Source organism: Agrobacterium sp. 5Ca39, from assembly GCF_055382365.1.
Genome location: NZ_AP026436.1, coordinates 662,818 through 685,391, shown reverse-complemented (window position 1 = coordinate 685,391; position 22,574 = coordinate 662,818). Strand labels below are relative to the sequence as shown.

Sequence of the window (22,574 nt, the reverse complement as noted above, 5' to 3'; positions counted from 1 at the left end):
GAAGCATGATGCGTGTGACAGAGCTTAATATCTACCCGCTGAAAAGCGCGCGCGGCATTTCCCTCTCGGACAGCGCCGTGTCGGCCGAGGGTCTGCCGGGTGACCGTCGCGCCATGCTTGTGGACCCGTCGGGCCACTTCATCACCCAGCGTGAATTGCCTGCCATTGCCACGGTTCTGGCGCGGCACGAGGACGGGGGCATGTTGCTTTCGCGCGACCAGCATGGCGAGATCGTCGCAAGGCCATCCGGCGAGCGCATGGATGTGGCGGTATGGAAATCGATCGTCAGCGCCAATATGGCCGACGCTTTGACCAATGACACGCTCTCGGCATGGCTCGGACGCGAAGTGAAGCTCGCCTTTTTCGATAACGCTTCCAAACGCATCGCGAGCCTCGAGTGGACAGGCAATGAAACGCCCGTCACCTTTGCGGATGGCTACCAGATCCTTGTCACCACCACCGCCTCGCTCGCCGCGCTGAACGACAACATGCGCGAAAATGGCGAAGACGACGTTGGCATGGAGCGGTTCCGGCCCAATATCGTGCTTGAGACGGACGAACCATGGGCGGAAGACGGGTGGGCGGCCATCGAGATCGGCGGCATTCGCTTCGATCTCGTCAAACCCTGCGCCCGCTGCATCATGACCACGCAGGATCAGACGACCGGCTCCCGCGATGTGCCCTCTCCCATGAAGGCCATGGGCCGCATCCGCATGTCCGCAGACCGGCGCGTGCCCGGCCCGCTGTTCGGCTGGAACGTGACGCCGCGCGGTGAAGGCAGGCTGTCTGTCGGCGACGTCGCAAAGGTGATCGAGGAAAGGCCCGAAGGCTGGGCGATCAAGAGGCGCTAAGTCAGTCCGGTTCAAACGGAATCCTCTGGGCATCAGGCAGCGCTTTAACCTGTCGTCAAACCCTCGCTCCCCTCATCCTGTGCTTGTCACAGGAATCCAGCCGATGCGCGTCTGCGCGGCGAAACAATCCCTCAGCCCAAAGAGTTGGGCTGGCTGGATCTCTGTGACAAGCACAGAGATGAGGAGGGACGGAGCACTGTGAACAAGGCAAGCTTCGAGCCTGACGCGCCGATCTCAATCTTTGTGCACCCCGGCGATACAACGCACGGGTCATGTCACGACTTCTTCACACCGACGATCAAAAAGATCGGGCGGCGGTCTTCATGCTTCAGCTCCGGGCGCTCGGCCACCAAAGCCGGATCCGGTCGTGGTTCCGCCAGACGCGTCAGGGTGAAACCAGCGGACAGGAGGCCATTGACGATAGCTGACACGGTGCGGTGATATTTTACCACATCGTCCGCCATCCAGTTGGAGTGGCGCACGCCCTCGTTCTGGTAGTTGTCGAGTGGCCAGTGCAGGATTTCGCCATCCTCGCCGTAAAACCAGTCCTGTTTTTCCAGCGCCGTAAAAGCGGGATGCTCGATGGAAAAAATGAAATCGCCGCCCGCTTTCAGCACGGCGAAAATCCTTGCGAATGCCACGTCGAGATCGCGGACGTAATGCAGGGCAAGGGAACTCAGCACCACATCGAAACTCTGCGGCGGAAAATCGATGTCTTCGATAGCGGCGCGGCGATATTCGATGCCGGGCCCACCATTGATCTCGGCGGCGCGGCGCAACATGTTCTCCGAGAGATCGACGCCGACGACATGGCGTGCGCCCTGCTCCGCGGCAAAGCGGCAATGCCAGCCGAAACCGCAACCGAGGTCGAGAAAGGACTTGTCTTTCAGCGGGGGCAGCATGGCGCGCAATTCGTGCCACTCACCGGCCTGACGCAGACCTTCCACGGAACGCGGCATGGCGCTGTAGCGCTCGAAAAACCCGGGATCGTCGTAGATATTCTGTTTCATCGTCGCCTCTTAGGCCGCATTCCATCAATCGCATGAATAATGGCCGTCAAGAAAAGTCGCTAGTGGGGCCGGCTGACAAAAGATAATATTCATCCCATCATTGTGGAATCCGCGGCATGCTTTGCGCTTCTTTCAGAGGCGGGCGCTGCGAGGGGGGAATATTCATGTCGCAAGCCACTCGCCAGAGCATGCCCTGGCTGATTATCGCAGCCGGGTCGCTGATTGCGGTCATGACGTTCGGCCCCCGCTCCGCCATGGGCTTTTTCCAGTTGCCGATGCTGGCCGATACCGGCTGGGATCGTTCAACCTTCGGCCTTGCCATGGCGCTGCAGAACCTCTTCTGGGGTCTCGGCCAACCCTTCTTCGGCGCCATCGCCGATAAGTTCGGTACGGGCCGCGTGCTCGTGCTCTCGGGCTTTCTTTATGCGACGGGCCTCATCTGCATGTCCTTCGGCACATCGCCCTTCTGGCTACATTTCGGCGGCGGCGTTCTCGTTGGGCTTGGCATTGCCGCAGGGTCCTTCAGCGTCATCCTTTCCGCCTTCGCCCGCCATGTCACGCCGCAGCAGCGTTCATTCGCCTTTGGTATCGGCACGGCGGCGGGTTCGGCAGGCATGTTCCTGTTTGCACCTATCAGCCAGGGGCTGATTTCCACCTATGGCTGGTCGGACAGTCTCGTCTGGCTCGCCGCCATGATGATGCTGGTGCCGCTGCTCGCCTTTTTCATGCGCGGAAACTCATCCTCCGGCACCCAGTCGCAGGCGCAGTTCCAGCAGACCGCGGGCGAAGCGCTGAAGGAAGCGCTTGGCCACAAGAGCTATCTGCTGCTGACGACGGGCTTCTTCGTCTGTGGTTTCCAGGTGGCCTTCATCACCGCGCATTTCCCGGCCTATCTCGGCGATATCGGTATCGAACCACGCTACGCGGTGATTGCCATGGCGCTCATCGGCTTCTTCAACATCATCGGATCGCTGGCCGCCGGCGTCATCGCACAGCGTTATTCCAAGCCCTATTTCCTGGCCTATATCTATATTGCCCGTTCCGTGGTCGTGACTGCCTTTCTGCTTTTGCCGCAATCGCCGCTTTCAGTCATTCTCTTTGCTTCCGTCATGGGCATACTCTGGCTCTCCACCGTGCCGCCCACAAATGCGCTGGTGGCCATCATGTTCGGCACGCGCCATCTCGGCATGCTCGGCGGCGTCGTGTTCCTCACCCACCAGATCGGCTCGTTCCTTGGCGTCTGGCTGGGCGGCTTTCTTTATGACAGGTTCGGTTCTTACGACCTCGTCTGGTGGCTTGGCGTCGGCATGGGGATTTTTGCGGCCGTCGTGCACTGGCCCATTGAAGAACGCCCCGCCCCACGGCCGGCCTTCGCCCAATAGCGATGGCCCTGAATTAACCGGCCCTGTCCAGTGCGGGCGGCGATCCCCTGCGCTCCAAAGCCTTCAGCGCCGCCTGCACGAAACCGTCGCGGGCGGCGTTTTCATTGAGCCCGCGCGGATCATAGACATGGCGGTTGAGAAAATGGGCGGTCAGGCGAAAAGCTGCCGCAAGGCTCTCGGGATCAGCGGCTTTCGACTGGCCTTCGCCGAGAAAAGCCGGAAGCGACAGCATCCGGTCCGCATAGGGCGCTCCCGCCGTGCGGCAGACCGCCCTTCCCGTTTTCGGCGAAACATAGATGAGATCGTTGCGCAGCCCCGTCGCCGCACATTCGGTAAGATCAAGCCCGAAACCGAGATCATTCAGCACCGCCAACTCGAAGCGCACGAAAAGTTCGCCTGCATCGGCCGGGTCGTGGAGATTATCGAGAATGATATCGAGTGCCTGATAAAGATGCGGATGCGGATCGCGCTCCGGCAAAAGCCTCAGCAGCGCGCCCATGGCCTGGACGCCGTATACGGCGGTGGCCGTTTCCATCAATTGCGCCGCGCGCAGTTGCAGGGGCTCGATGCGGTATTCTCCGAGATGATCGTCAAGGCGAGCGCGCCAGACGACGTCTACCCGGTTTCCGGCCTGCAGCACCGGCTGCATGCTACGGGAGCGCCCGGAGCGCACCATGCCGAGATGGCGGCCGCGTGTGCGGGTCATCACCTCGGCGATGACACTCGTCTCGCCATGGCGCTTTACGCCGAGAATGATCGCCTCATCCTGCCACTGCATGAAACCTGTCCGAATTTCGATTCAAGCCCGATCATAACCGATCCGGCGGCGAAACGTTATTCTTTTACGGTAACACGCGCCGCATCGACGAGGCGGAGGACGAAATCGGTGATTTCATTTTCTCCGAAAGGCTTGCCGAGCAAGGGCGCATGCAGGAGATCTTCGGGGAATCCGGTCGTGTCGCCGTAACCGCTGACAAAACCGAAAGGAATGGACGCAGACCGCAAGTGGCGTGCAAAATCATAACTTTTACCGTCAGAAAGGCTGACATCGAGAAGCACGCAATCGGCGCCATCCTCTTCGAGAGCCTTCCTCGCCTGCGCAAGCGTCGTGGCGATGATAACGGTCTCCACACCCATCGACTGGAGAACCGCCTCAACATCGAGCGCCACCAGATATTCATCCTCAACGATGATAACCCGTTGTGGCACCATATTTTTCTTCCTAACAAAGAGAGCCGTCAGGCTCGAAGCCGTCGTCTTCGAAACGATTCTCCAGTGAGATATCATGGGAGCAGTCGCAAATTGCGGCTCGCCCGTCATTTAAAAAAGACATGTCGGAAGATCAGATAAACGGTCTCTGCCGCTTGCCGTCGCTTTCCCAGCCCGCAACTTGCGCCAGTCCGGCGTCATCCAGCACCAGACAGCCCTTGTCCGTCCAGCGGATAAGCCCGCGATCGACGAGCTTTCTCAGCGTCTTGTTGGTGTGGACGATGGAGAGGCCGAGCGTATCGGCCACGTGCTGCTGGGTGACAGGAATCGTCGCCTCGCCCTGCAGCAGCGCGACCGCTTTCGCCCTGCTGTAAAGGAAAGCGATAAGGTAGGCCGCGCGCTCAAGCGCCGTGCGACGGCCGATGCTGAGCAGATGACTGTCGAGCATGCGCTCTTCGCTCGCCGCAATCCATGTCAGATCATAGGCAAGCGTCGGGTGGTCGGTAAAGAGATTGTTGAGGCGCGATCGCTCGAAGACGCACAGCGTGACCGGCGACAAGGCCTCAACCGAGTGCTGCATCTCCCCCATCACCGTGCCCTGCAGGCCGACGAGGTCGCCCGGCATCACGTAATTCAGGATCTGCCGCCGGCCGTCCTCCAAAGTCTTGTAGCGAAATGCCCAGCCCGCAAGCACCGTGTAGAGGTGAGCGCTGTGTGAGCCTTCCATCAGGATGACGGAGCCGCTCTCCACCGCCAATTCCCCCGTCTTGAAACGGGACACGAAATCCAGTTCCGAAGAAGAAAAGTCCCTGAAATGCGGTAGATCGCGCAGCGGGCATTGCTGGCAGGGGGTGGTGGAAATCCCGTTCGGTTTTTTGGGTGACATGATTATCCATCATGAAAAAAGGTTGCGCCCAATTGTTTTTGGAACAACCCGTTCCAAGGATATTCGGTTCCCTGCCGGGAACAAAGACATCGCGCTCCTCCCACCGCGTTTCTGTATCCTCACAGAAACGCGGGAATGACGCGCTTTCAGCCTCGCGGGAATTCCAGCCCCATTTCGCGGAAACGCTCCGGGTCGTCGCCCCAGTTCTCGCGCACCTTGACGAACAGGAATAGATGCACCGGCTGCTCGAGGATTTCCGAGAGTTCCTTGCGCGAGGCGGTGGAGATCGCCTTGATGGCATCGCCGTTCTTGCCGAGCGCAATCTTTTTCTGGCTGTCGCGCTCGACATAGATCACCTGCTCGATGCGCACCGAGCCATCCTTGCGCTCTTCCCACTTTTCCGTCTCGACATGCGAGGCATAGGGCAGCTCCTGGTGCAGGCGCAGGAACAGCTTTTCGCGGGTGATTTCGGCGGCAAGCTGGCGCATGGGCAGGTCGGAGATCTGGTCTTCCGGATAATACCATGGGCCTTCCGGCAATTCGGCGGCCAGATAGTTCATCAGGTCTTCACAACCGGAGCCATTGGTCGCCGAGATCATGAAGGTGCGGTCGAAGGCGACCGTCTCATTGGCGGCGGCGGCGAGCTTCAGGAGGTCTTCGCGCTTTACCTGGTCGATCTTGTTGAGGCAGAGGATTTTCTTCTGGGGGACGTCCTTCAGGCCTTCGAGAATCGCCTCAGCGTCACCCTTCAGGCCGCGCTCGCTGTCGATCAAAAGAAGAATGAGATCGGCGTCCTTCGCGCCGCCCCAGGCGGAGGTGACCATGGCGCGGTCCAGCCGACGGCGCGGCTTGAAGATACCGGGCGTGTCCATGAACACGATCTGCGCGTTGTCGTGAATGGCGATGCCGCGCATGACCGCACGCGTCGTCTGCACCTTGTGGCTGACGATGGAAACCTTGGCGCCCACCAGGCGGTTTACCAGCGTCGACTTACCGGCATTTGTAGGGCCAATGAGGGCAACGAAGCCGGAGCGGGTCGGAAGGGCATTGTCTTCGCCTGTCGAGGCGGGGTTTTCGTGATCGGTCATGATATCCATTCAAGGTCAGAGGTATTCAACATGCGGCCAGAGGGCTCGCCATGCGCTTGATAGTCAGCTGCCGTCGCCGGTCAGCTCAGTTTCAGGTAGAGCTTTTCTGCCAGACGCCTTCGCGTTCCAGCAATCTGGTTGCCGCCACCTGCTCGGCCGCGCGCTTGGAACGCTCGACGCCGGTTTCCGGCTTTACGCCGGGAATTTCAACAGTCACCGTAAAGCGGGGATCGTGATCCGGTCCGGAGCGATCGTCAACCCGGTAAGATGGGGTGACCGCAAACTTTGCGTGCGCCCATTCCTGCAGTTCCGTTTTCGCGTCACGCCGTCCGGCATCCACGCTCGTGGCACGGCCCTGCCAATATTTCAGAATGAATTTGCGCGACGCATCGAGGCCGCCATCCAGATAGATGGTGGCAATCAGGCTTTCGACGACATCGGCGCGCACGTTCAGCATCGCCTTGCCGGTGAGTTTCTTGACGTCGGATCCGGTGCGGATGAAATTGTGCAGGCCCATCTCGTCAGCGATCGACGCGCAGGATTCGGCGCTGACCAGTTGGTTCAAACGCACCGAAAGCTCACCTTCGGACGCATTGCGGAAGATGGAGAACAGAAGCTCTGCAACGCAGAGACCCAGAACGCGGTCGCCCAGAAACTCCAGACGTTCGTAATTGCCCGCCGCGGCGGAGCGGGCGCTGGCATGGGTCAAGGCCCGGTCGAGCCGGGCCTTTTCCTTGAACTCATATCCGATCAACGCTTCCAGACGGGAAATCTCGTCCGCGGAAAGCGGCTTGGTCTTGCTCATCCCACAACCTTGAACAGGCGGTCCCAACGCATGTTGGCCGGCCATTCCCAAATGCGGCTGAACGGCGTGTCGTTGCCCAAAGAGAAGAAGATGACGCTGGCGCGGCCAATCAGGTTTTCTTCCGGCACGAAACCGACATCGAAGCGGCTATCTAGCGAATTGTCTCTGTTGTCGCCCATCATGAAATAATGGCCTTCGGGGACCACGAATTCGCGGGTGTTGTCGCCGCGCGAGTCGGGCGACTGATCGAGCGTGTCGTAGGTAACGCCATTGTCAAGCGTTTCGCGGAAAACGGGTACGTTGGCGCCCGGATCGGCGCGATAATCCGACGTGAAGGTGCCGTCGGGCTGCTTGGGCACCGGCTGGCCGTTGATGAACAGCACGCCATTCGTGACCTGAATTCGGTCGCCCGGCAGGCCGACCAGACGCTTGATGTAATCCACTTCAGGATTGGGCGGCAGGCGGAAGACCACGACATCGCCGCGCTTCGGCTTGCTGAATTCCAGAATGCGGCCCGAAAACAGGTTCGGCGAGAAAGGCAGCGAATATTTAGAATAGCCGTAGGAGAACTTGTTGACGAAAAGATAGTCGCCGACCAGCAGCGTCGGCATCATCGAGCCCGACGGGATGGTGAAGGGCTGAAACAGCACGGTGCGGATGACCATCGCCAGCAGCAGCGCCTGAATGATGACCTTGACGTTCTCCCAAAGGGCGTTCTGCTTCTTTTCCGCTTTTTCCGACACTTAAAGACCTGCCTGATTGTTTCCCGGCTTCTTCGATCCAAGAAGCTGACGGGCCGTTGCTTATCGCGCCTGGGGCGGGTGATGCTGTTTCACGCGGCCCGCAACGCTTTCATATTTCTGCGACTTCTCTAGAACCTTTCCAGCCCGAAGGGAAGCGCTTCTGTGACAGCCGTGCAAATAGAGCGCGCCCAACGGTGCCCCCAGGCGTCAATCGATCACGGGAAGCGCCTCGATGATCACAAATGCCTGAGCGTAAGGGTGGTCATCCGTGATCGTCAGGTGAATATTGGCGCGATGGCCTGCGGGCAGCATGGCCGCCAGTCGCTCCCCTGCCCCGTTTGTCAGCACCATGGTGGGCTTGCCGCCCGGAAGGTTGACGACGCCCATGTCCTTCCAGAAAACGCCGTTCGCAAGGCCGGTGCCAAGCGCCTTGGAACAGGCCTCCTTGGCGGCGAAACGCTTGGCATAGGACGCGGCGCGGTTCTTGCGGCCATCGGATTTGGCGCGCTCGATATCGGTGAAACACCGATGGGTGAAACGCTCGCCGAAGCGCTCGATCGATTTTTCAACGCGCCGGATGTCTATCAGGTCGCTTCCCAATCCAATGATCAATTCAACATCTCCAGAGAAGCATTCTTGTTGGCGGCGCGATGCGCGAGATTTTCCATCTTGCGGCGCTGAAAGCCGTTGATGAGCCCATAAACGGCGATATAGGCGATGACCGCGCTGATGATGGCGGGCGGAACCGCACCAATGGTCATGGGTTCCAGTACCGGCGTCCATATCTGCCGGAATTCAAGATGGCTAAACAGCGCCACGAAATCCACATGCGCAGCACTTTCCGACGTCTTTCGCCCGAGAATGACATGTCCCAGCTCCCAGGTGGAGGCCCAGATGAAAGGAAATGTCAGCGGATTGGCGAACGTCGTACCGAGTGCCGCCGCCACGAGGTTGACGCGCATGAGGAAACCGAGCGCCATGGCAATGATGATGTGAACACCGAGAAACGGCATCCACGCCACACCCACACCGATGGCGACACCGGCGGCAATGGAATGGGGAGATGCAGAAAGCCTGAGCAGGCGCAACTTCATGTAGCGCAGGGAACGGGAAAAACCCGTTCGCGGCCAGAAGAGGTCGCGAATCTTCTCTGAAAAACCAACGGGTTCACGGCGGCGAAACGGCATGGGGGCAGTCTATTTCATCACCCCGGCCGAGCCAAGAGCGTGGTAGGCAACAAAGAACTTTTGCCCGGTTATCCCACGCTGATCATTGCAGATGCAGCATACCCGATCAGTCACACTGGACAGCGGCGCGGAGTAGACGCGCTGAGGCGCGTATCTCCTGGGCTTGCGGTGCACAGGAAAACACAGGCCATTACCGCCGCGCTTTCCGTGTCCATACGCATGGCGATTGGCTGCCATGCGCTGAGCGCATTACCGGCGGAACAGGCCGCGGTCGATTTCGCGCTGACGGAACTCGAGGTCGACATTCGATACCGAGCCGCTGAGATATTCGAATTCGCGTTCCTGGGTGGTCTTGCCACGAACGGCGCGAGCGATCTTGCGAAGCGGAGTAAACATGATTTTCGGTCCTTTCGGTTTGGAACTGGCGTTTCTCATCGGTGTTCATCCACCGGCACGCCGCGTTTCCTTCTCTTCAATTTCTGAGAGGAAAATAGTCGCAAACCGCATTAACGACCAGAGACAGGAAAAGGCCGCTGCCATGCACAGAACGCATAACAACGGCCTTACATTATCTCAAGGGCATCAAAAATGCCTCAATCAAAGGCACGCGTGACCGTGGAGACGCAATCCAGATCCTTGAGCTGCGACAGAAGCTGGTTCAGCTGCCTGAGATCCCAGACTTCCACGTCCAGCGCCAACTCGGAGAAGTCAGTACCGATGCGGACCATGTTCAGCCCGCGAATATTGACGTCGAGCGTTGCGATCGACTGCGCCACCGAGGCAAGCGTGCCCGGCTCGTTCAACGCATTGATCATCACCCGCGCCATGAAGCGCGACTTGTTCGCTTCGTCCAGATCCCACCGCACATCGATCCAGCGTTCCGGCTCGTCGTCGAAGCGCTGAAGCGCCGGCGCCTGGATTGGATAGATGGTAATGCCCTTGCCCTTTTCCATGATGCCGACGATGCGGTCCCCCGGAACGGCGCCGGCCGGCCCGAAATGCACATCGACATTGCCGGAAAGGCCACGAATGGGCAGCGGGTCAGGCCCGTCGAGCATTTCGGCCGCACCGTCATCCTCCAGCGCCGAACGGGACTTGCCCGGTATCTTGAAGACCATGCCCGAGGCGCTGCGCATGTTGAACCAGCCGTCGTCACCGGTCATCTTCACCGTCACGCGCTCGTCCTGATAATCCGGGAATACCGCGCGCAGCACATCGAGCGAGGAAACCTCGCCACGGCCGACGGCCGCGATGGCGTCCTCGACATCCTTCTGCGCCAGCCGATGCAGGACCGGCTTCAGCGCCTCCTTGGAGAAGGCCTTGCCGGCGCGTTCGAAGGTGCGCTCGAGAATGCGATAACCAAGGCCGGAATATTGTTTGCGGATGGCCATACGGGTGGCGCGGCGAATGGCCGAGCGGGCCTTGCCCGTCACCACTACCTCTTCCCATGCGGCGGGCGGCACCTGCACGCCGGAGCGGATGATCTCCACCTCGTCGCCATTGTTCAGCCGGGTGACGAGCGGCATGATCCGGCCGTTGATCTTGGCGCCAACGGTGGTGTCGCCGATATTGGTGTGCACCGCATAGGCAAAATCGATGGGCGTCGCGCCGCGCGGCAGGGCAATCAGCTTGCCCTTGGGCGTGAAGCAGAACACCTGATCCTGAAAGAGTTCCAGCTTGGTATGCTCAAGGAATTCTTCCGGGCTGTCGCCTTCCGCCAGCGATTCGATGGTGTGGCGCAGCCAGGAATAGGCGTTGCTTTCCGGCGAAAGCAGATCGCCCTCCCCGTTTTCGCCGTCCTTGTAGAGCGCGTGGGCGGCAATGCCGAATTCGGCGATCTCATGCATGCGCTTGGTGCGGATCTGCAGCTCGATACGCTGACGCGACGGGCCAACGATGGTGGTGTGGATGGACCGATAGTCGTTCTGCTTCGGCGTGGAGATGTAATCCTTGAAGCGGCCCGGCACCACACGCCAGCGTGTGTGCACGATGCCGAGCGCCCGATAGCAGGAGGGAATGTCGTCGACCAGAATGCGGAAACCGTAGACGTCAGACAGCTGCTCGAAAGAGAGCGACTTCGACTGCATCTTGCGAAACACCGAATAAGGCTTTTTCTGCCGACCCTTGACGCCCGCGCCGATGAGGCCGTTCGCCACGAGCAATTCACGCAGCTCGTCCTCGATCTTCTTGATGAGGCCTTCATTGCGCGTTTCCAGTTCCTGCAGACGGTTTGTCACCGTCTCATAGGCTTCCGGATTGAGATAACGGAAGGACAGGTCCTCCAGCTCGTCGCGCATGTCCTGCATGCCCATGCGGCCGGCGAGCGGCGCATAGATTTCCATGGTTTCCTCGGAAATGCGGCTGCGCTTGTCTGCCGGCATGTATTCCATGGTACGCATGTTGTGCAGGCGATCGGCGAGCTTCACCAGGAGGACGCGCACGTCATCGGAAATGGCGAGCAGCAGCTTGCGCAGGTTCTCCGCCTGTTTCGCCTTGCGGGTGACGAGATCAAGCTTCTTGAGCTTGGTCAGCCCTTCCACCAGCCGGCCGATGTCTTCGCCGAATAATTCGTCGATTTCAGCGCGAGTTGCGGTGGTGTCCTCGATCGTATCGTGCAGCAGCGCAACCGCGATGGTCGATTCGTCGAGATGCATTTCAGTGAGGATTGCGGCAACTTCCAGCGGATGCGAGATGTAGGGGTCGCCATTGGCCCGCTTCTGCTGGCCGTGTTTCTGCATCGCGTAAACATAGGCCTTGTTCAGCAGGGCCTCATTCGCATCCGGTTTATATTTTTGAACCCGCTCAACGAGTTCGTATTGCCGCATCATGCGATATTCCACAAAAAGAAAGCGCGCCAACCTTGGGGTCGGCGCACAATGCTGCATCAATAAGGATCAGATTATGACGGCAACTATTGACAGACGGTAACCGCCATCTGCCAAAGGCGTCATAAAACCGGATCAATAATCGTCATTTTTTTCCGGCGGCACAAGGCCTTCGATACCGGCCAGCAGTTCTTCTTCCGACATCTGGTCGAAGGTGACAGTTTCCGGCTGGTCGTCTTCTTCGCTGTCGGCAGCGGCGGCGGCAAGCGTGACCGGATCGGGCTCGGGCTCGTCCACTTCCACGTGCTTCTGCAGCGAATGGATGAGGTCTTCCTTCAGATCGTCGGGAGACAGCGTCTCGTCGGCGATTTCACGCAGCGCAACGACGGGGTTCTTGTCATTATCGCGGTCAACCGTGATGGAAGAGCCCTGAGAAATCTGGCGCGCACGGTGGCTGGCGAGAAGCACCAACTCGAAACGGTTGTCTACTTTATCAATGCAATCTTCAACTGTGACGCGGGCCATTGCCTGTCCTTTGCGGGTCGTAATGTCGTGGATCAGAGCGCCGTGCGGTCTTCAGGATGCACAAGGGTTGCTCTAACCTATTGAATCTGCGCTTCGTGCCGTGCGGAAAACACCTGGAAATTCTCGCGACGAAGCTTTCCAGCTTCCGATACAGCCATTGGCCGCGGAATTCAAGTTTTTCCTGTCTTTGGCGTCTTTTGGCACCTTATCCTCGATGTTTGGCGCCTGATGAACAAAATGTCTAGAAGAATTGTCTTGGAATAAGGGGGAAGGTAGCTTACTTAAAACGCAACGGCGGTACGCAAAGCGCGTTGATACGACATGATATTTAGCGCTATCGACCGGATATAAAAGCCAGATAATGGCCTTTCCAAAAAAAGGAATGGGATGGAATGTTCGATCCACGGGAGAAAATTGCGCTCTTCATAGATGGAGCCAATCTTTATGCAGCATCGAAAAGCCTGGGATTCGATATCGACTACCGCAAGCTTCTGAAGGCGTTTCAAAAGCGCGGCTATCTGCTGCGCGCCTATTATTACACGGCCCTGATCGAAGATCAGGAATATTCCTCGATCCGCCCGCTGATCGACTGGCTAGACTATAACGGTTACAAGGTCGTGACGAAGCCGGCGAAGGAATTTACCGACGCGCTCGGCCGCCGCAAGATCAAGGGTAACATGGATATCGAACTGGCGGTCGACGCCATGGAGCAATCCGAAACGGTCGATCACCTGGTGCTGTTTTCCGGCGACGGCGATTTCACCACGCTGGTGGACGCGCTGCAGCGCAAGGGCCGCAAGGTTTCCGTGGTTTCCACCATGGCCACCCAGCCAGCGATGATCGCCGACGACCTGCGCCGCCAGGCCGATCACTTCATCGACCTGATGACGCTGAAAGCCGAAATCGGACGCGACCCGAATGAGCGCCCTGCCCGGCACGCGGAAGGCCCCGAGACGGTCTGATCCCGATTTCGCAATCACCGATATTTCGAAAACGCGTCCGTCTCAAAGACTGGCGCGTTTTTGTTTACCCCCCTATCGGCAGGGAAAAAATTCCCCCTGAAATTAACAACCGTCAAATCCGGCCGGGGAAAATTATATCTTGGTTAATTTTAGACGTGTCTAAATCAAGTAACGGCACCAACGACATGATTTGGGTGCCAAAGCAGGATGACTAGACATGCATGGCCAAGAAAAAACCGACCGACAGCTCGAAGAAAGACTGAATTTTCTGGGGCTCGGCCACGAGCAGCGACAGAATCTCTCAGACATGAAGGGCGTCATCACCGGCTCTCTCGATGCGTCGCTGGACCGCTTCTATGCGAAAGTGCGCTCGGTGCCGGAGACGGCGAAGTTCTTTGCCAATGACGCACATGTGCAGCACGCCAAGGGCATGCAACTCAAACACTGGACGAGAATCGCCTCCGGTACATTCAACGCGGACTATACAGATGCCGTGACCGCGATCGGCCGCACCCATGCCAGACTGGGGCTGGAGCCGCGATGGTACATTGGCGGTTATGCGCTGATGCTTGACGGCATCGTCAAGGCCCTGATCGAGTCGGAGTTGAAGGGCCTATTCATGGAGAAGAAGGCCAGGAAGGTGAAGGATGCCTTGTCCGCCACCATCAAGGCCGCCCTTCTGGACATGGACTATTCGATTTCCGTCTATCTCGACGTGCTCGCCGCCGAGCGGCATAAGGTAGAGGCCGAACAGGCGCAGATGAAGAAGGAGCAGGACCATATTCTCACGCTCCTCAACAGTGCCCTCGACCGGCTGGCCAACGGCGACCTCAGCTCCAGCATCAACGAAAAGACCGCGCCGCAATTCGAAGGGCTGATCGCCAATTTCAACACCGCCGTCGGCAATCTCGCCGGTGCATTCGCCCAGATCGTGGAGGAAGCGAACAAGATTTCCGGCAATACGCGCGAGCTCACCTCCGCCACCGATGACATGGCCCGCCGGACGGAGCAGCAGGCGGCCGCGCTTGAGGAAACCGCCGCAGCCGTTGAGGAAATCACCACCATTTCCAGATTGTCGGCGCAACGTTCCGAGGAGGCCAAGGCCATCGTCGAAAGTTCGGCCATCGAAGCAGCACGCTCTCGCAATGTGGTGACGGATGCGGTGAAAGCGATGGGCGCCATCGAGGACTCGTCGCAGAAGATCACCCAGATTATTTCCGTCATTGATGAGATTTCGTTCCAGACCAATCTATTGGCGTTGAACGCCGGCGTGGAAGCCGCGCGCGCCGGCGAGGCTGGCAAGGGTTTCGCCGTCGTCGCGCAGGAAGTGCGTGAACTGGCGCAACGCTCCGCCACCGCCGCAAAGGAAATCAAGACACTGATCGCCAAGTCTTCCGAGGATGTGATGCAGGGCGTTTCGCTGGTGAACAAAACGGGTGAATCCCTGAATACGATCGGCAGCAAGGTCGATCACATCAAGGATCACATCACCTCGCTCACCAAGGCGGCGCAGGAACAATCCGTCGGCATTCAGGAAATCAGTGCGGCGATCAACAGCATGGACAATCTGACGCAGAAGAATGCGGCGATGGTGGAAGAGACCAATGCAGCCACGCACAATCTGAGCGATGTCAGCGCCAACCTGGCGGCGCTTGTCAGCCGGTTCAGCGTTTCGACGACGAAGGCGCATGTGGAGCGGACGTACCGGGCGGCGTGACGGGCGCAGCGGGCAGTAACACACTCCCGTCATCCCGGCCTTGAGCCGGGATCCAGCCAGCCCAAGTCCTTGGGCTGAAAGGGCTCTTCTCACAGCGCAGACGCGCTGCGACTGCATGCCGGATCAAGTCCGGCATGACGGAGGAGCATGCTGCGAAAGGCGGCGAACTTAGGCCGCCCCACCCTTCAACAACCGCGACTTCTGCCGGTTCCAGTCGCGTTCCTTCTCCGTCTCGCGCTTGTCGTGCAGCTTCTTGCCCTTGGCGAGCGCCAGTTCCAGCTTCGCACGGCCCCTGTCGTTGAAGTAGATCTTGAGCGGCACCAGCGTCATGCCTTCGCGGTTGATGCCAGCGCGTAGGCGGTTGATCTCGCGCTTGCTCAGGAGCAGCTTGCGGCGGCGGCGCGGCTCATGGTTGAAACGGTTGGCTTGCAGATATTCCGGCAGGTGGGAATTAATGAGCCAGATTTCATCGCCCTCGTCCGACGCGTAGGATTCGGCAATGTTCGCCTTGCCTTCGCGCAGCGACTTGACCTCGGTGCCGGTCAGCACCAGTCCTGCCTCATAGGTGTCGACGATTTCGTAGTTGAAACGGGCCTTGCGGTTTTCCGCAACGATCTTGTTCACCACGCGCTGGCTGCCTTTGGGGGCCATGATATTTCAATCCCTTGTTTTTCTTATTGCGCCTTCGGCCTGCCGCCGAGAGCGGTTTTCGAACCTCTATTTAGTATCGTCGCCACGAAAAGAAAAGGCGCGCGGGACGGCTTCTGCTGCGAAGCGGTCCATTGCGCGCCTTCTGGCTTTTCAGACCTGTCTCAGTTCATCAGGCCGGCATGCTTCAGCGCCGCATCGATGGCTGCTTCGGTTGCCGGTTCCAGCGTGCTCATCAAGGGCGAACGCACACGGCGGTTGCCGCCGCGCGTCTTCGACAGCGCATATTTTGTGCCGCAGACGCCTGGCTCCATGAAGATGGCCTTGTGCAGCGGCATCAGGCGATCCTGGTACTCCAGCGCCTTGGCATAATCGCCGGCAAGCATCGCCGCCTGGAATTCCGAACAGAGGCGCGGTGCCACGTTGGCCGTGACGGAAATGCAGCCGACACCGCCATGGGCGTTGAAGCCTAGAGCGGTACCGTCTTCACCCGAGAGCTGGACGAAATCCTTGCCGCAGGAAATGCGCTGTTCGGAAACACGGTCGATCTTGCCCGTCGCGTCCTTGACGCCAACGATGTTCTTATGGGCCTTGACCAGGGCGCCCATGGTTTCCGGCAACATATCCACCACCGAGCGCGGCGGAATATTGTAGATGACGATGGGCAGCTTCACCGCTTCCGCGACGGCGGAGAAATGGGCGAACAGGCCCTTCTGGGTCGGCTTGTTGTAATAGGGGGTAACCACCAGCAGCGCATCCGCACCCGCTTCCTGCGCATGCAGGGCCAGCTCGATCGCTTCATCGGTATTGTTGGAGCCTGCACCCGCAATGACCGGAACCCGTTTCGCCGCAACCTCGATGCACAGTTCAACGACACGTTTGTGCTCGTCGTGGGAAAGCGTCGGGGATTCCCCCGTCGTGCCCACCGGCACAAGTCCGTTACTGCCTTCGGCGATCTGCCATTCCACATGGGCGGCGAAAGCCTTTTCGTCCACGGCGCCATTGTCCGTGAACGGGGTAATGAGGGCGGGAATTGATCCCTTGAACATGCAAAGCTCCTGGCGCCGAGCCGGTTCATGCTTCGGCCGCATTCGATGGTTAAAACCGGCACACATTAGTGCCAGCCCTTGGCGCCGACAAGCGCAAAGGCAGCGTATTTTGTCCGAAATTGTCGGAAGTGTGACAGTGTTCGGGCCGTGATCTGCAAGCATTAAATGCACATAGCGAAAAGCGACATTGCTCGCGGGCCGGTGAATAAAAGTTGATTGAATTGCAGGGTCGCGCTTAACATTTCATTAAGCCTGAAATCCCAAGATTTCCAGGCGGGAGATCAGACCTTTTTTCGGCAATCCCGCTGCAATGTAGCGATATTAGAAGAAAGTCGGCAACTCCGTTACACGATGAAGAACGGCATGAAAAAAACAGTCTGGGGATTGATGGCGGCGGGCCTTGCCGCAACCGTGTGGAACGCGCTGGCCGGGCCGCTGCCCGAGGGCGCCGCGCCGCTTCCCTATGTGAAGCCGGATGCGCCCACCGTTCCCGCTTTCATGCCCGCTTCGCCAGAGGTTACCGGCGCCATTCCCCGCCTTAACCGGCCCGATGATGCGAGACAGCTGAAGGCAGGCCTCGACGCGCTTTCCGGGCGCGATGCGGCGCGGGCCATCGCGCTGCGCAACGCCATGCCGACCGGCAGTCTGGACCGTCACATCCTCACATGGGCAATCGCCGTTTCGGGCCAGAAGGATGTGCCTTCAGCCGAAATCGCCGCAGCACAGCGGGAACTCGCCGGCTGGCCGGGCGCCGCGACTTTGCGGGCCAATTCCGAAAAAGCGCTTTATCGCGAAGACCCGCCGGCACAGCAGGTGCTTGCTGCGTTCGGCGGCAGCAAGCCGGAAACGGCGGAGGGCACCGTGGTTCTCGCCAAGGCGCTGGCCGCCTCCGGCAAGGTCGTGGATTCGCAGCGCCTCATTCGCCAGCTGTGGGTGAGCGAAGGCATGGACAAGGATATGGAAGACCGCGTGCTGGCCGCCTTCCCTGCCTATCTGACGGCCGCGGACCACAAGGCGCGCATGGATTATCTGATGTATCGCAGCCGCATCAGCCAGGCGAAACGTTTCGGCGAACTCGGCAAGGCGCAGTCCCTTTACAGTGCCTGGGCGGCTGTGCTGCAGCGATCCGCCAATGCCGGCGCCCTGCTCGGCAAGGTGGATGCCGGCTGGCGCGATGATCCCGCATTCCTTTTCGCGCGCGTGGAGAACCTGCGCAACCAGCAGAAATATCCGGAAGCGGCGACTCTTCTGCGGCAGGCGCCGAAGGATACTTCCAAGCTGGTCAATCCCGGCGAATGGTGGAACGAGCGGCGAATCATCGCGCGCGGTCTCGCCGATCTCGGCGATTTTGCCGAAGCCTATCGTATCGTCGCCAATCACAATGCCACATCAGCGGTGGATGTCGCCGATGCCGAGTTTCATGCCGGCTGGTATGCTCTGCGGGCGATGCGCGACCCGGCCACGGCTTCGCGTCATTTCAACGCCCTGCTCCAGACATCGAACCGGCCACTTTCAGCCTCCCGCGCCTATTACTGGCTCGGAAGGGCGGCCGAAGCCGGAGGACCCGGTGATGCACGCGACTTCTTTGCAAAGGCGGCAGCCCATCCCGGTACGTTTTACGGCCAGCTTGCCGCTGCACGGATCGGCACGAAGACGCTGAACGTGACCTATCCCAGCCCCAGCAATAGCGACCGCGAGCGCTTTGCCGGCCGCGAAGCCGTGCGCGCCATAGACCGCCTGGAGGCGGCAGGTTACGGCTGGCGCGCCGACAGCCTTTACAGGTCGCTAGCCGAACAGCTCGACAGTCCCGGCGAGCTTGCCATTCTGGCGGCGCGGGCTGAGGGCAACGGTAATCATCAGGTCTCGCTGCAGATCGGCAAGACGGCCTTCAGCCGCGGTATCGATGCGGCCGCACTCGCCTATCCGCTCGGCGTCATTCCCGCCAGCGCCAATATTGCCGGCTCCGGAAAGGCGCTTGCCTATGCGATCGCCCGACAGGAAAGCGCCTTCAACCCCGCCGCCGTCTCCGCCGCCAATGCCCGCGGCCTGCTGCAACTGCTGCCCGGAACGGCCAAGGGCGTGGCCGGCCGCCACGGCCTGCCCTACACACAGGCGATGCTGACCAGCGATGCGGGCTATAACGCTACACTCGGTGCCCATTATCTCGGCGAGCAGATCGACAGCTTCGGCGGCTCCTACATCCTCACCTTCATCGCCTATAATGCCGGCCCGAAACGTGTGCCGGAATGGATCGCCCGTTATGGCGACCCGCGCGGCAAGCCTATCGATGAGGTGGTCGACTGGATCGAGCGCATCCCGTTCCCCGAAACACGCAACTACGTGCAGCGGGTGATGGAGAATTATCAGGTCTACAAGACGAGGCTCGGCCAACAGGCCGATATCGTTGATGATCTGCGCCATGGGCGCTCCGGGTAAAGGCGGTTTCCTCAGCCGACGAGCGGCGCATTCAAGCACCTGCCGGCGAGCGCTTCTGACCACTGTGAAGCATAAGGTTCCTCGCGTCATGCTCGGGCCCGTTCCAAGCATCTGCAGCGTTCAGATTTCATGCGACGTGATTGGATCACTGGGGCAAGCCCAGGGATGACACCAACGGCTTGGACAGATGAGCGACAGGTGGGCTGGTCGATACTTCAAAGCACACGCGATGCCCGACGACTTACAGTCCCATCCGGTCTTCCAAAAGAAAAACCCCGGCATTTCTGCCGGGGTTTCCATCACTGACAATGTCAGATCAGATTAGAACGAACGCTGAAGGCGAACGAAACCGGTAACTTCGTCGTCTGCACCGTCTTCGTCGTAGTAGTTGGCGGTGATCTTGGTAGCCAGACCTTCGGTGATCTTGTAGTCGACCGTCAGACCAGCAGTCCAAGCGTCGCGGTCACCAACGAAATCGCCATCAGCAGGATTTACGTCGAGCTTGCCAAGATACTCAAAGCCGGGAGTAAGCGTCAGACGATCAGTCGCCTTGATAGCGTACTCAACAGCGACAGCCCATTCGGATTTCGCGTAGTAAGCGTTGTCGCCCGAAGCCCATACACCTGCAAGACCAAAGGTGCCCGGACCAATGTCTGCAAAGAGCATGCCACGAACAGCAACGTTCTCTGCGTCGAAGTCGTAGCTGGCAATGAGGTTAGCCGTGACAGCGCCAAACTTGGCACCGATCATGCCGCCGATACCGACGTTGTTATCATCCTCGTACTGGTACTGACCGTACTGGCCTTCCAATTCGTCAACCGAGAGAGCGGCCTGGAATGAGCCTGCGTCGTATGTGTACTTGATCGAGTTAAACAAAGTGTTGGTCGACAGAATGTCGGTTTCGCCGTTCAGATCGTCATCCCACCAGCTGTAGAACTTACCGACCTTCAGGCCGCCGAGTTCGATGAAGGCTTGGTCAACAAAAACGCTCGAAGACGAGGACGAGCCGTTGTCAGCGTTGCCGCGGAAGCCGATGAAGCCACGCAGAGCGCCGAGCTCGGTGTCGGTGCGGGTGTCAACTTCGAACTGAGCGCGTGTGAAGGAGTCCCAGTCAGACGTGCCGGACGCGTCGCGACCGAAGTTGGTCTGGAAACGGATATAACCGCCGAACTTCAAGCAGGTTTCGGTGCCGGGGATGTAGAAAAAGCCGGTGCCGAAAGCGTCGCAAACGCGAACGTATTCCAGGGGCTCGGGCTCAGCAGCGACGATTGCGTCAGCGGCCTGTGCGCCGGATACTGCTGCGAGAGCCGCAGCGGAGCCAATCAGAAGGCTCTTGATGTTCATGGTTGACCTCCAGTCAAACGCTAATTTGCTAAGCAGCGGGTGGGAAGCGCAGATAGATGCGTGCCGCTTATGGATTTGATTAGAGCCAAAACCGTGCGGCTCGGCAATCTCAATCATGACAAAAGAGAGACAGTAAGGTGTCCTTAGTTTTTCATTGTTGCGAAATAGCTACAATTCTAATGGTCGAGCCTAATGGCCGCGTCCGTTCGTTAAAAAATCGTTAATTACTGATGCGTTTCAAAAGCTTAGCCAGACCCGTGGATGCTTGCCCAGGCTGTGGCAGTCACTTCGAAATCGTCATAAATCTGGAAAACGATATTTGGGATCGAATATCTTGCCGCTTTAACCGCCGCATTTTCACTGGATCCACTCTGTCCGTCCAGCTATCTCGCGAATCACCGCTGTACGAAAAACGGCGCCTACTCCTTTTCCTGAATCGATATTCCCGCTGGGATAACAAAAAAGCCCCGGCATTTCTGCCGAGGCCTCCATCACTGACTATGTCAGATCAGATTAGAACGAACGCTGCAGACGGATGAAGCCGTTTACGTCGTCGTCAACGTTGTCGACGTCGAGGTAGTTAACTGCAACCTTCGTGGAGAGGCCGTCGGTGATCTTGTAGTCGATCGTCAGACCAGCCTGCCAAGCGTCGTCGTTCGAGAAGTCGTTGCCGCCGAGGTAGTAGTTACCGAAGTACTGTGCACCGGGGGTGATGGTCAGCTTGTCGGTAGCCTTGATGGCGTATTCACCAGCAATCGCCCACTCAGATTCTGTGTAGTAAGCGTTTGCGCCGGAAGCCCAAACACCAGCCAGACCGAGCGTGCCCGGACCAACGTCAGCCGTTGCGATCAGGCGAACAGCGCCTTCTTCGCGGTCGGTGTCGTAGCCGCCGATGAGCTGGAAGGAAGCTGCGCCGAGCTTCGCGCCGAGGCCGAGAGCAACGCCAACGTTGTTGTCCTGGTCTTCGTAACCCAGCGAGATGCCTTCGAGTTCGTCAACCGAAACGCCAGCCCAGAAGGAGCCTGCGTCGTAGGTGTAACGGATCGAGTTGAACAGAGCGTTCGTGGAGAGAACGTCAGATTCGCCAGAGAGGCCATCGTCCCACCAGCTGTAGAACTTACCGACCTTCAGGCCGCCGAGTTCGATGAAGGCCTGGTCAACAAAAACGCTCGAAGACGAGGACGAGCCGTTGTCAGCGTTGCCGCGGAAGCCGATGAAGCCACGCAGAGCGCCGAGCTCGGTGTCGGTGCGGGTGTCAACTTCGAACTGAGCGCGGGTGAAGGAATCCCAGTCAGACGTGCCACGGCCAGAGTTGTACTCGTCACGGCCGATGTTGGTCTGGAAACGGATGTAACCGCCGAACTTCAGGCAGGTTTCGGTGCCGGGGATGTAGAAGAAGCCGGTGCCGAAAGCGTCGCAAACGCGAACGTATTCCAGGGGCTCGGGCTCAGCAGCGACGATGGCGTCAGCGGCCTGTGCGCCGGATACTGCTGCGAGAGCCGCAGCGGAGCCGATCAGAAGGCTCTTGATGTTCATGGTTGACCTCCAGTCAAAGTTTTTAAAAGGGTCTGGGTACTTTCGCTGAAGGACAGCATTCCCTGCCCCATTCCCGTGTTCTCAGAAGCCAAACGATCCACCGCCTCGCTTCTGGTGGTGAAAATACAAAAGGTTTCGCCGCATGCAATCGCCAACATCCGATAAATAGCATTTACGTATATGCTTCATTTCGGTTTGTTGCGGAAACAACACACACCGCCCTGCGGATGGACAAAAGCTTTTACAATACGTTAAGATTTCTGTTGAGAATCCGTTAGTTAGGGCGGTTAACAAGGTATTTCCAATCCACCGGTGTTTTCCGCGATCCCTTGCTACGCAGGCAGCGCTATAGAGATTTTTTGCCTCCGCTG

Annotated in this window: 21 protein-coding genes; 5 read left to right on the top strand and 16 right to left on the bottom strand. The window is 58.9% G+C overall.

The window, feature by feature from the left end; all coding sequences use genetic code 11:
- Positions 1 to 8: 8 nt before the first annotated feature.
- A complete protein-coding gene (locus ACZ47E_RS03360; RefSeq protein WP_278067506.1) occupies positions 9 to 851 on the top strand; it encodes an MOSC domain-containing protein in 843 nt (280 codons plus the stop codon).
- 275 nt (positions 852 to 1,126) lie between these two features.
- On the opposite strand, the gene ACZ47E_RS03355 is transcribed toward ACZ47E_RS03360, so the two are convergent.
- Positions 1,127 to 1,861, bottom strand: coding sequence for a class I SAM-dependent methyltransferase (locus ACZ47E_RS03355; protein ID WP_278067327.1), 735 nt, complete (start codon positions 1,859 to 1,861; stop codon positions 1,127 to 1,129).
- A 164-nt stretch (positions 1,862 to 2,025) separates the two neighbouring features.
- Here ACZ47E_RS03355 and ACZ47E_RS03350 point away from each other — a divergent pair, with 164 nt between their 5' ends.
- The gene (locus tag ACZ47E_RS03350; RefSeq protein WP_004440927.1) at positions 2,026 to 3,243 is read left to right on the top strand and encodes an MFS transporter; all 1,218 of its coding nucleotides are present in this window, start codon (positions 2,026 to 2,028) and stop codon (positions 3,241 to 3,243) included.
- A gap of 13 nt (positions 3,244 to 3,256) precedes the next feature.
- Here the strand turns inward: ACZ47E_RS03350 and recO are convergent, their stop codons facing one another.
- The 11 genes from recO to rpoZ form a co-directional block, all read right to left on the bottom strand.
- Positions 3,257 to 4,021 carry a DNA repair protein RecO gene (gene recO / locus ACZ47E_RS03345; protein ID WP_006699397.1) on the bottom strand — a complete coding sequence of 255 codons (765 nt, stop codon included), beginning with the start codon at positions 4,019 to 4,021 and terminating at the stop codon, positions 3,257 to 3,259.
- A 56-nt stretch (positions 4,022 to 4,077) separates the two neighbouring features.
- Positions 4,078 to 4,455, bottom strand: a complete 378-nt coding sequence (locus tag ACZ47E_RS03340) for a response regulator (RefSeq protein ID WP_004440922.1) — start codon at positions 4,453 to 4,455, stop codon at positions 4,078 to 4,080.
- Between the two features lie 130 nt (positions 4,456 to 4,585).
- A complete protein-coding gene (locus tag ACZ47E_RS03335) occupies positions 4,586 to 5,338 on the bottom strand; it encodes a Crp/Fnr family transcriptional regulator (protein WP_004440919.1) in 753 nt (250 codons plus the stop codon).
- 146 nt (positions 5,339 to 5,484) lie between these two features.
- Entirely contained in the window at positions 5,485 to 6,435 is a 951-nt protein-coding gene (era, locus tag ACZ47E_RS03330) for a GTPase Era (protein ID WP_022555902.1), read from the bottom strand.
- A gap of 82 nt (positions 6,436 to 6,517) precedes the next feature.
- A complete protein-coding gene (gene rnc, locus ACZ47E_RS03325) occupies positions 6,518 to 7,231 on the bottom strand; it encodes a ribonuclease III (protein WP_004440914.1) in 714 nt (237 codons plus the stop codon).
- A complete protein-coding gene (gene lepB / locus ACZ47E_RS03320) occupies positions 7,228 to 7,974 on the bottom strand; it encodes a signal peptidase I (RefSeq protein WP_003509951.1) in 747 nt (248 codons plus the stop codon). The genes rnc and lepB overlap by 4 nt, the downstream gene beginning before the upstream one ends.
- A gap of 207 nt (positions 7,975 to 8,181) precedes the next feature.
- Positions 8,182 to 8,586 (bottom strand): holo-ACP synthase, encoded by a 405-nt coding sequence (acpS, locus tag ACZ47E_RS03315; RefSeq protein ID WP_004440912.1) that lies wholly within the window; start codon positions 8,584 to 8,586, stop codon positions 8,182 to 8,184.
- Positions 8,583 to 9,161, bottom strand: coding sequence for a DUF2062 domain-containing protein (locus ACZ47E_RS03310; RefSeq protein WP_464016891.1), 579 nt, complete (start codon positions 9,159 to 9,161; stop codon positions 8,583 to 8,585). Before ACZ47E_RS03310 ends, acpS begins: the two co-directional genes overlap by 4 nt.
- A 249-nt stretch (positions 9,162 to 9,410) precedes the next feature.
- Positions 9,411 to 9,557, bottom strand: coding sequence for a hypothetical protein (locus ACZ47E_RS03305; RefSeq protein ID WP_003496944.1), 147 nt, complete (start codon positions 9,555 to 9,557; stop codon positions 9,411 to 9,413).
- A 197-nt stretch (positions 9,558 to 9,754) separates the two neighbouring features.
- On the bottom strand, positions 9,755 to 11,989 hold the full coding sequence (locus tag ACZ47E_RS03300; RefSeq protein ID WP_004440906.1) for a RelA/SpoT family protein: 2,235 nt from the start codon (positions 11,987 to 11,989) through the stop codon (positions 9,755 to 9,757).
- 132 nt (positions 11,990 to 12,121) lie between these two features.
- On the bottom strand, positions 12,122 to 12,511 hold the full coding sequence (gene rpoZ, locus ACZ47E_RS03295; RefSeq protein ID WP_003521126.1) for a DNA-directed RNA polymerase subunit omega: 390 nt from the start codon (positions 12,509 to 12,511) through the stop codon (positions 12,122 to 12,124).
- A gap of 392 nt (positions 12,512 to 12,903) precedes the next feature.
- Here rpoZ and ACZ47E_RS03290 point away from each other — a divergent pair, with 392 nt between their 5' ends.
- Positions 12,904 to 13,473 (top strand): LabA-like NYN domain-containing protein, encoded by a 570-nt coding sequence (locus ACZ47E_RS03290; protein ID WP_004440903.1) that lies wholly within the window; start codon positions 12,904 to 12,906, stop codon positions 13,471 to 13,473.
- 217 nt (positions 13,474 to 13,690) lie between these two features.
- Positions 13,691 to 15,190: a globin-coupled sensor protein gene (locus ACZ47E_RS03285; RefSeq protein WP_037088914.1), complete on the top strand. Its 1,500-nt coding sequence runs from the start codon at positions 13,691 to 13,693 to the stop codon at positions 15,188 to 15,190.
- A gap of 168 nt (positions 15,191 to 15,358) precedes the next feature.
- On the opposite strand, the gene smpB is transcribed toward ACZ47E_RS03285, so the two are convergent.
- Both smpB and dapA read right to left on the bottom strand, forming a co-directional pair.
- Positions 15,359 to 15,841: an SsrA-binding protein SmpB gene (smpB, locus tag ACZ47E_RS03280; RefSeq protein WP_004440898.1), complete on the bottom strand. Its 483-nt coding sequence runs from the start codon at positions 15,839 to 15,841 to the stop codon at positions 15,359 to 15,361.
- Positions 15,842 to 16,002: 161 nt separating this feature from the next.
- Complete coding sequence (gene dapA, locus ACZ47E_RS03275) at positions 16,003 to 16,887, bottom strand: 4-hydroxy-tetrahydrodipicolinate synthase (RefSeq protein ID WP_004440897.1); 885 nt, start codon at positions 16,885 to 16,887, stop codon at positions 16,003 to 16,005.
- A gap of 363 nt (positions 16,888 to 17,250) precedes the next feature.
- On the opposite strand from dapA, the gene ACZ47E_RS03270 reads away from it, so the two are divergent.
- Complete coding sequence (locus ACZ47E_RS03270; RefSeq protein ID WP_278067325.1) at positions 17,251 to 19,323, top strand: lytic transglycosylase domain-containing protein; 2,073 nt, start codon at positions 17,251 to 17,253, stop codon at positions 19,321 to 19,323.
- A gap of 321 nt (positions 19,324 to 19,644) precedes the next feature.
- Here ACZ47E_RS03270 and ACZ47E_RS03265 read toward each other — a convergent pair whose 3' ends face one another.
- Both ACZ47E_RS03265 and ACZ47E_RS03260 read right to left on the bottom strand, forming a co-directional pair.
- Complete coding sequence (locus ACZ47E_RS03265; protein ID WP_278067324.1) at positions 19,645 to 20,667, bottom strand: porin; 1,023 nt, start codon at positions 20,665 to 20,667, stop codon at positions 19,645 to 19,647.
- 513 nt (positions 20,668 to 21,180) lie between these two features.
- Positions 21,181 to 22,203 carry a porin gene (locus ACZ47E_RS03260; protein ID WP_135856500.1) on the bottom strand — a complete coding sequence of 341 codons (1,023 nt, stop codon included), beginning with the start codon at positions 22,201 to 22,203 and terminating at the stop codon, positions 21,181 to 21,183.
- Positions 22,204 to 22,574: the final 371 nt, after the last annotated feature.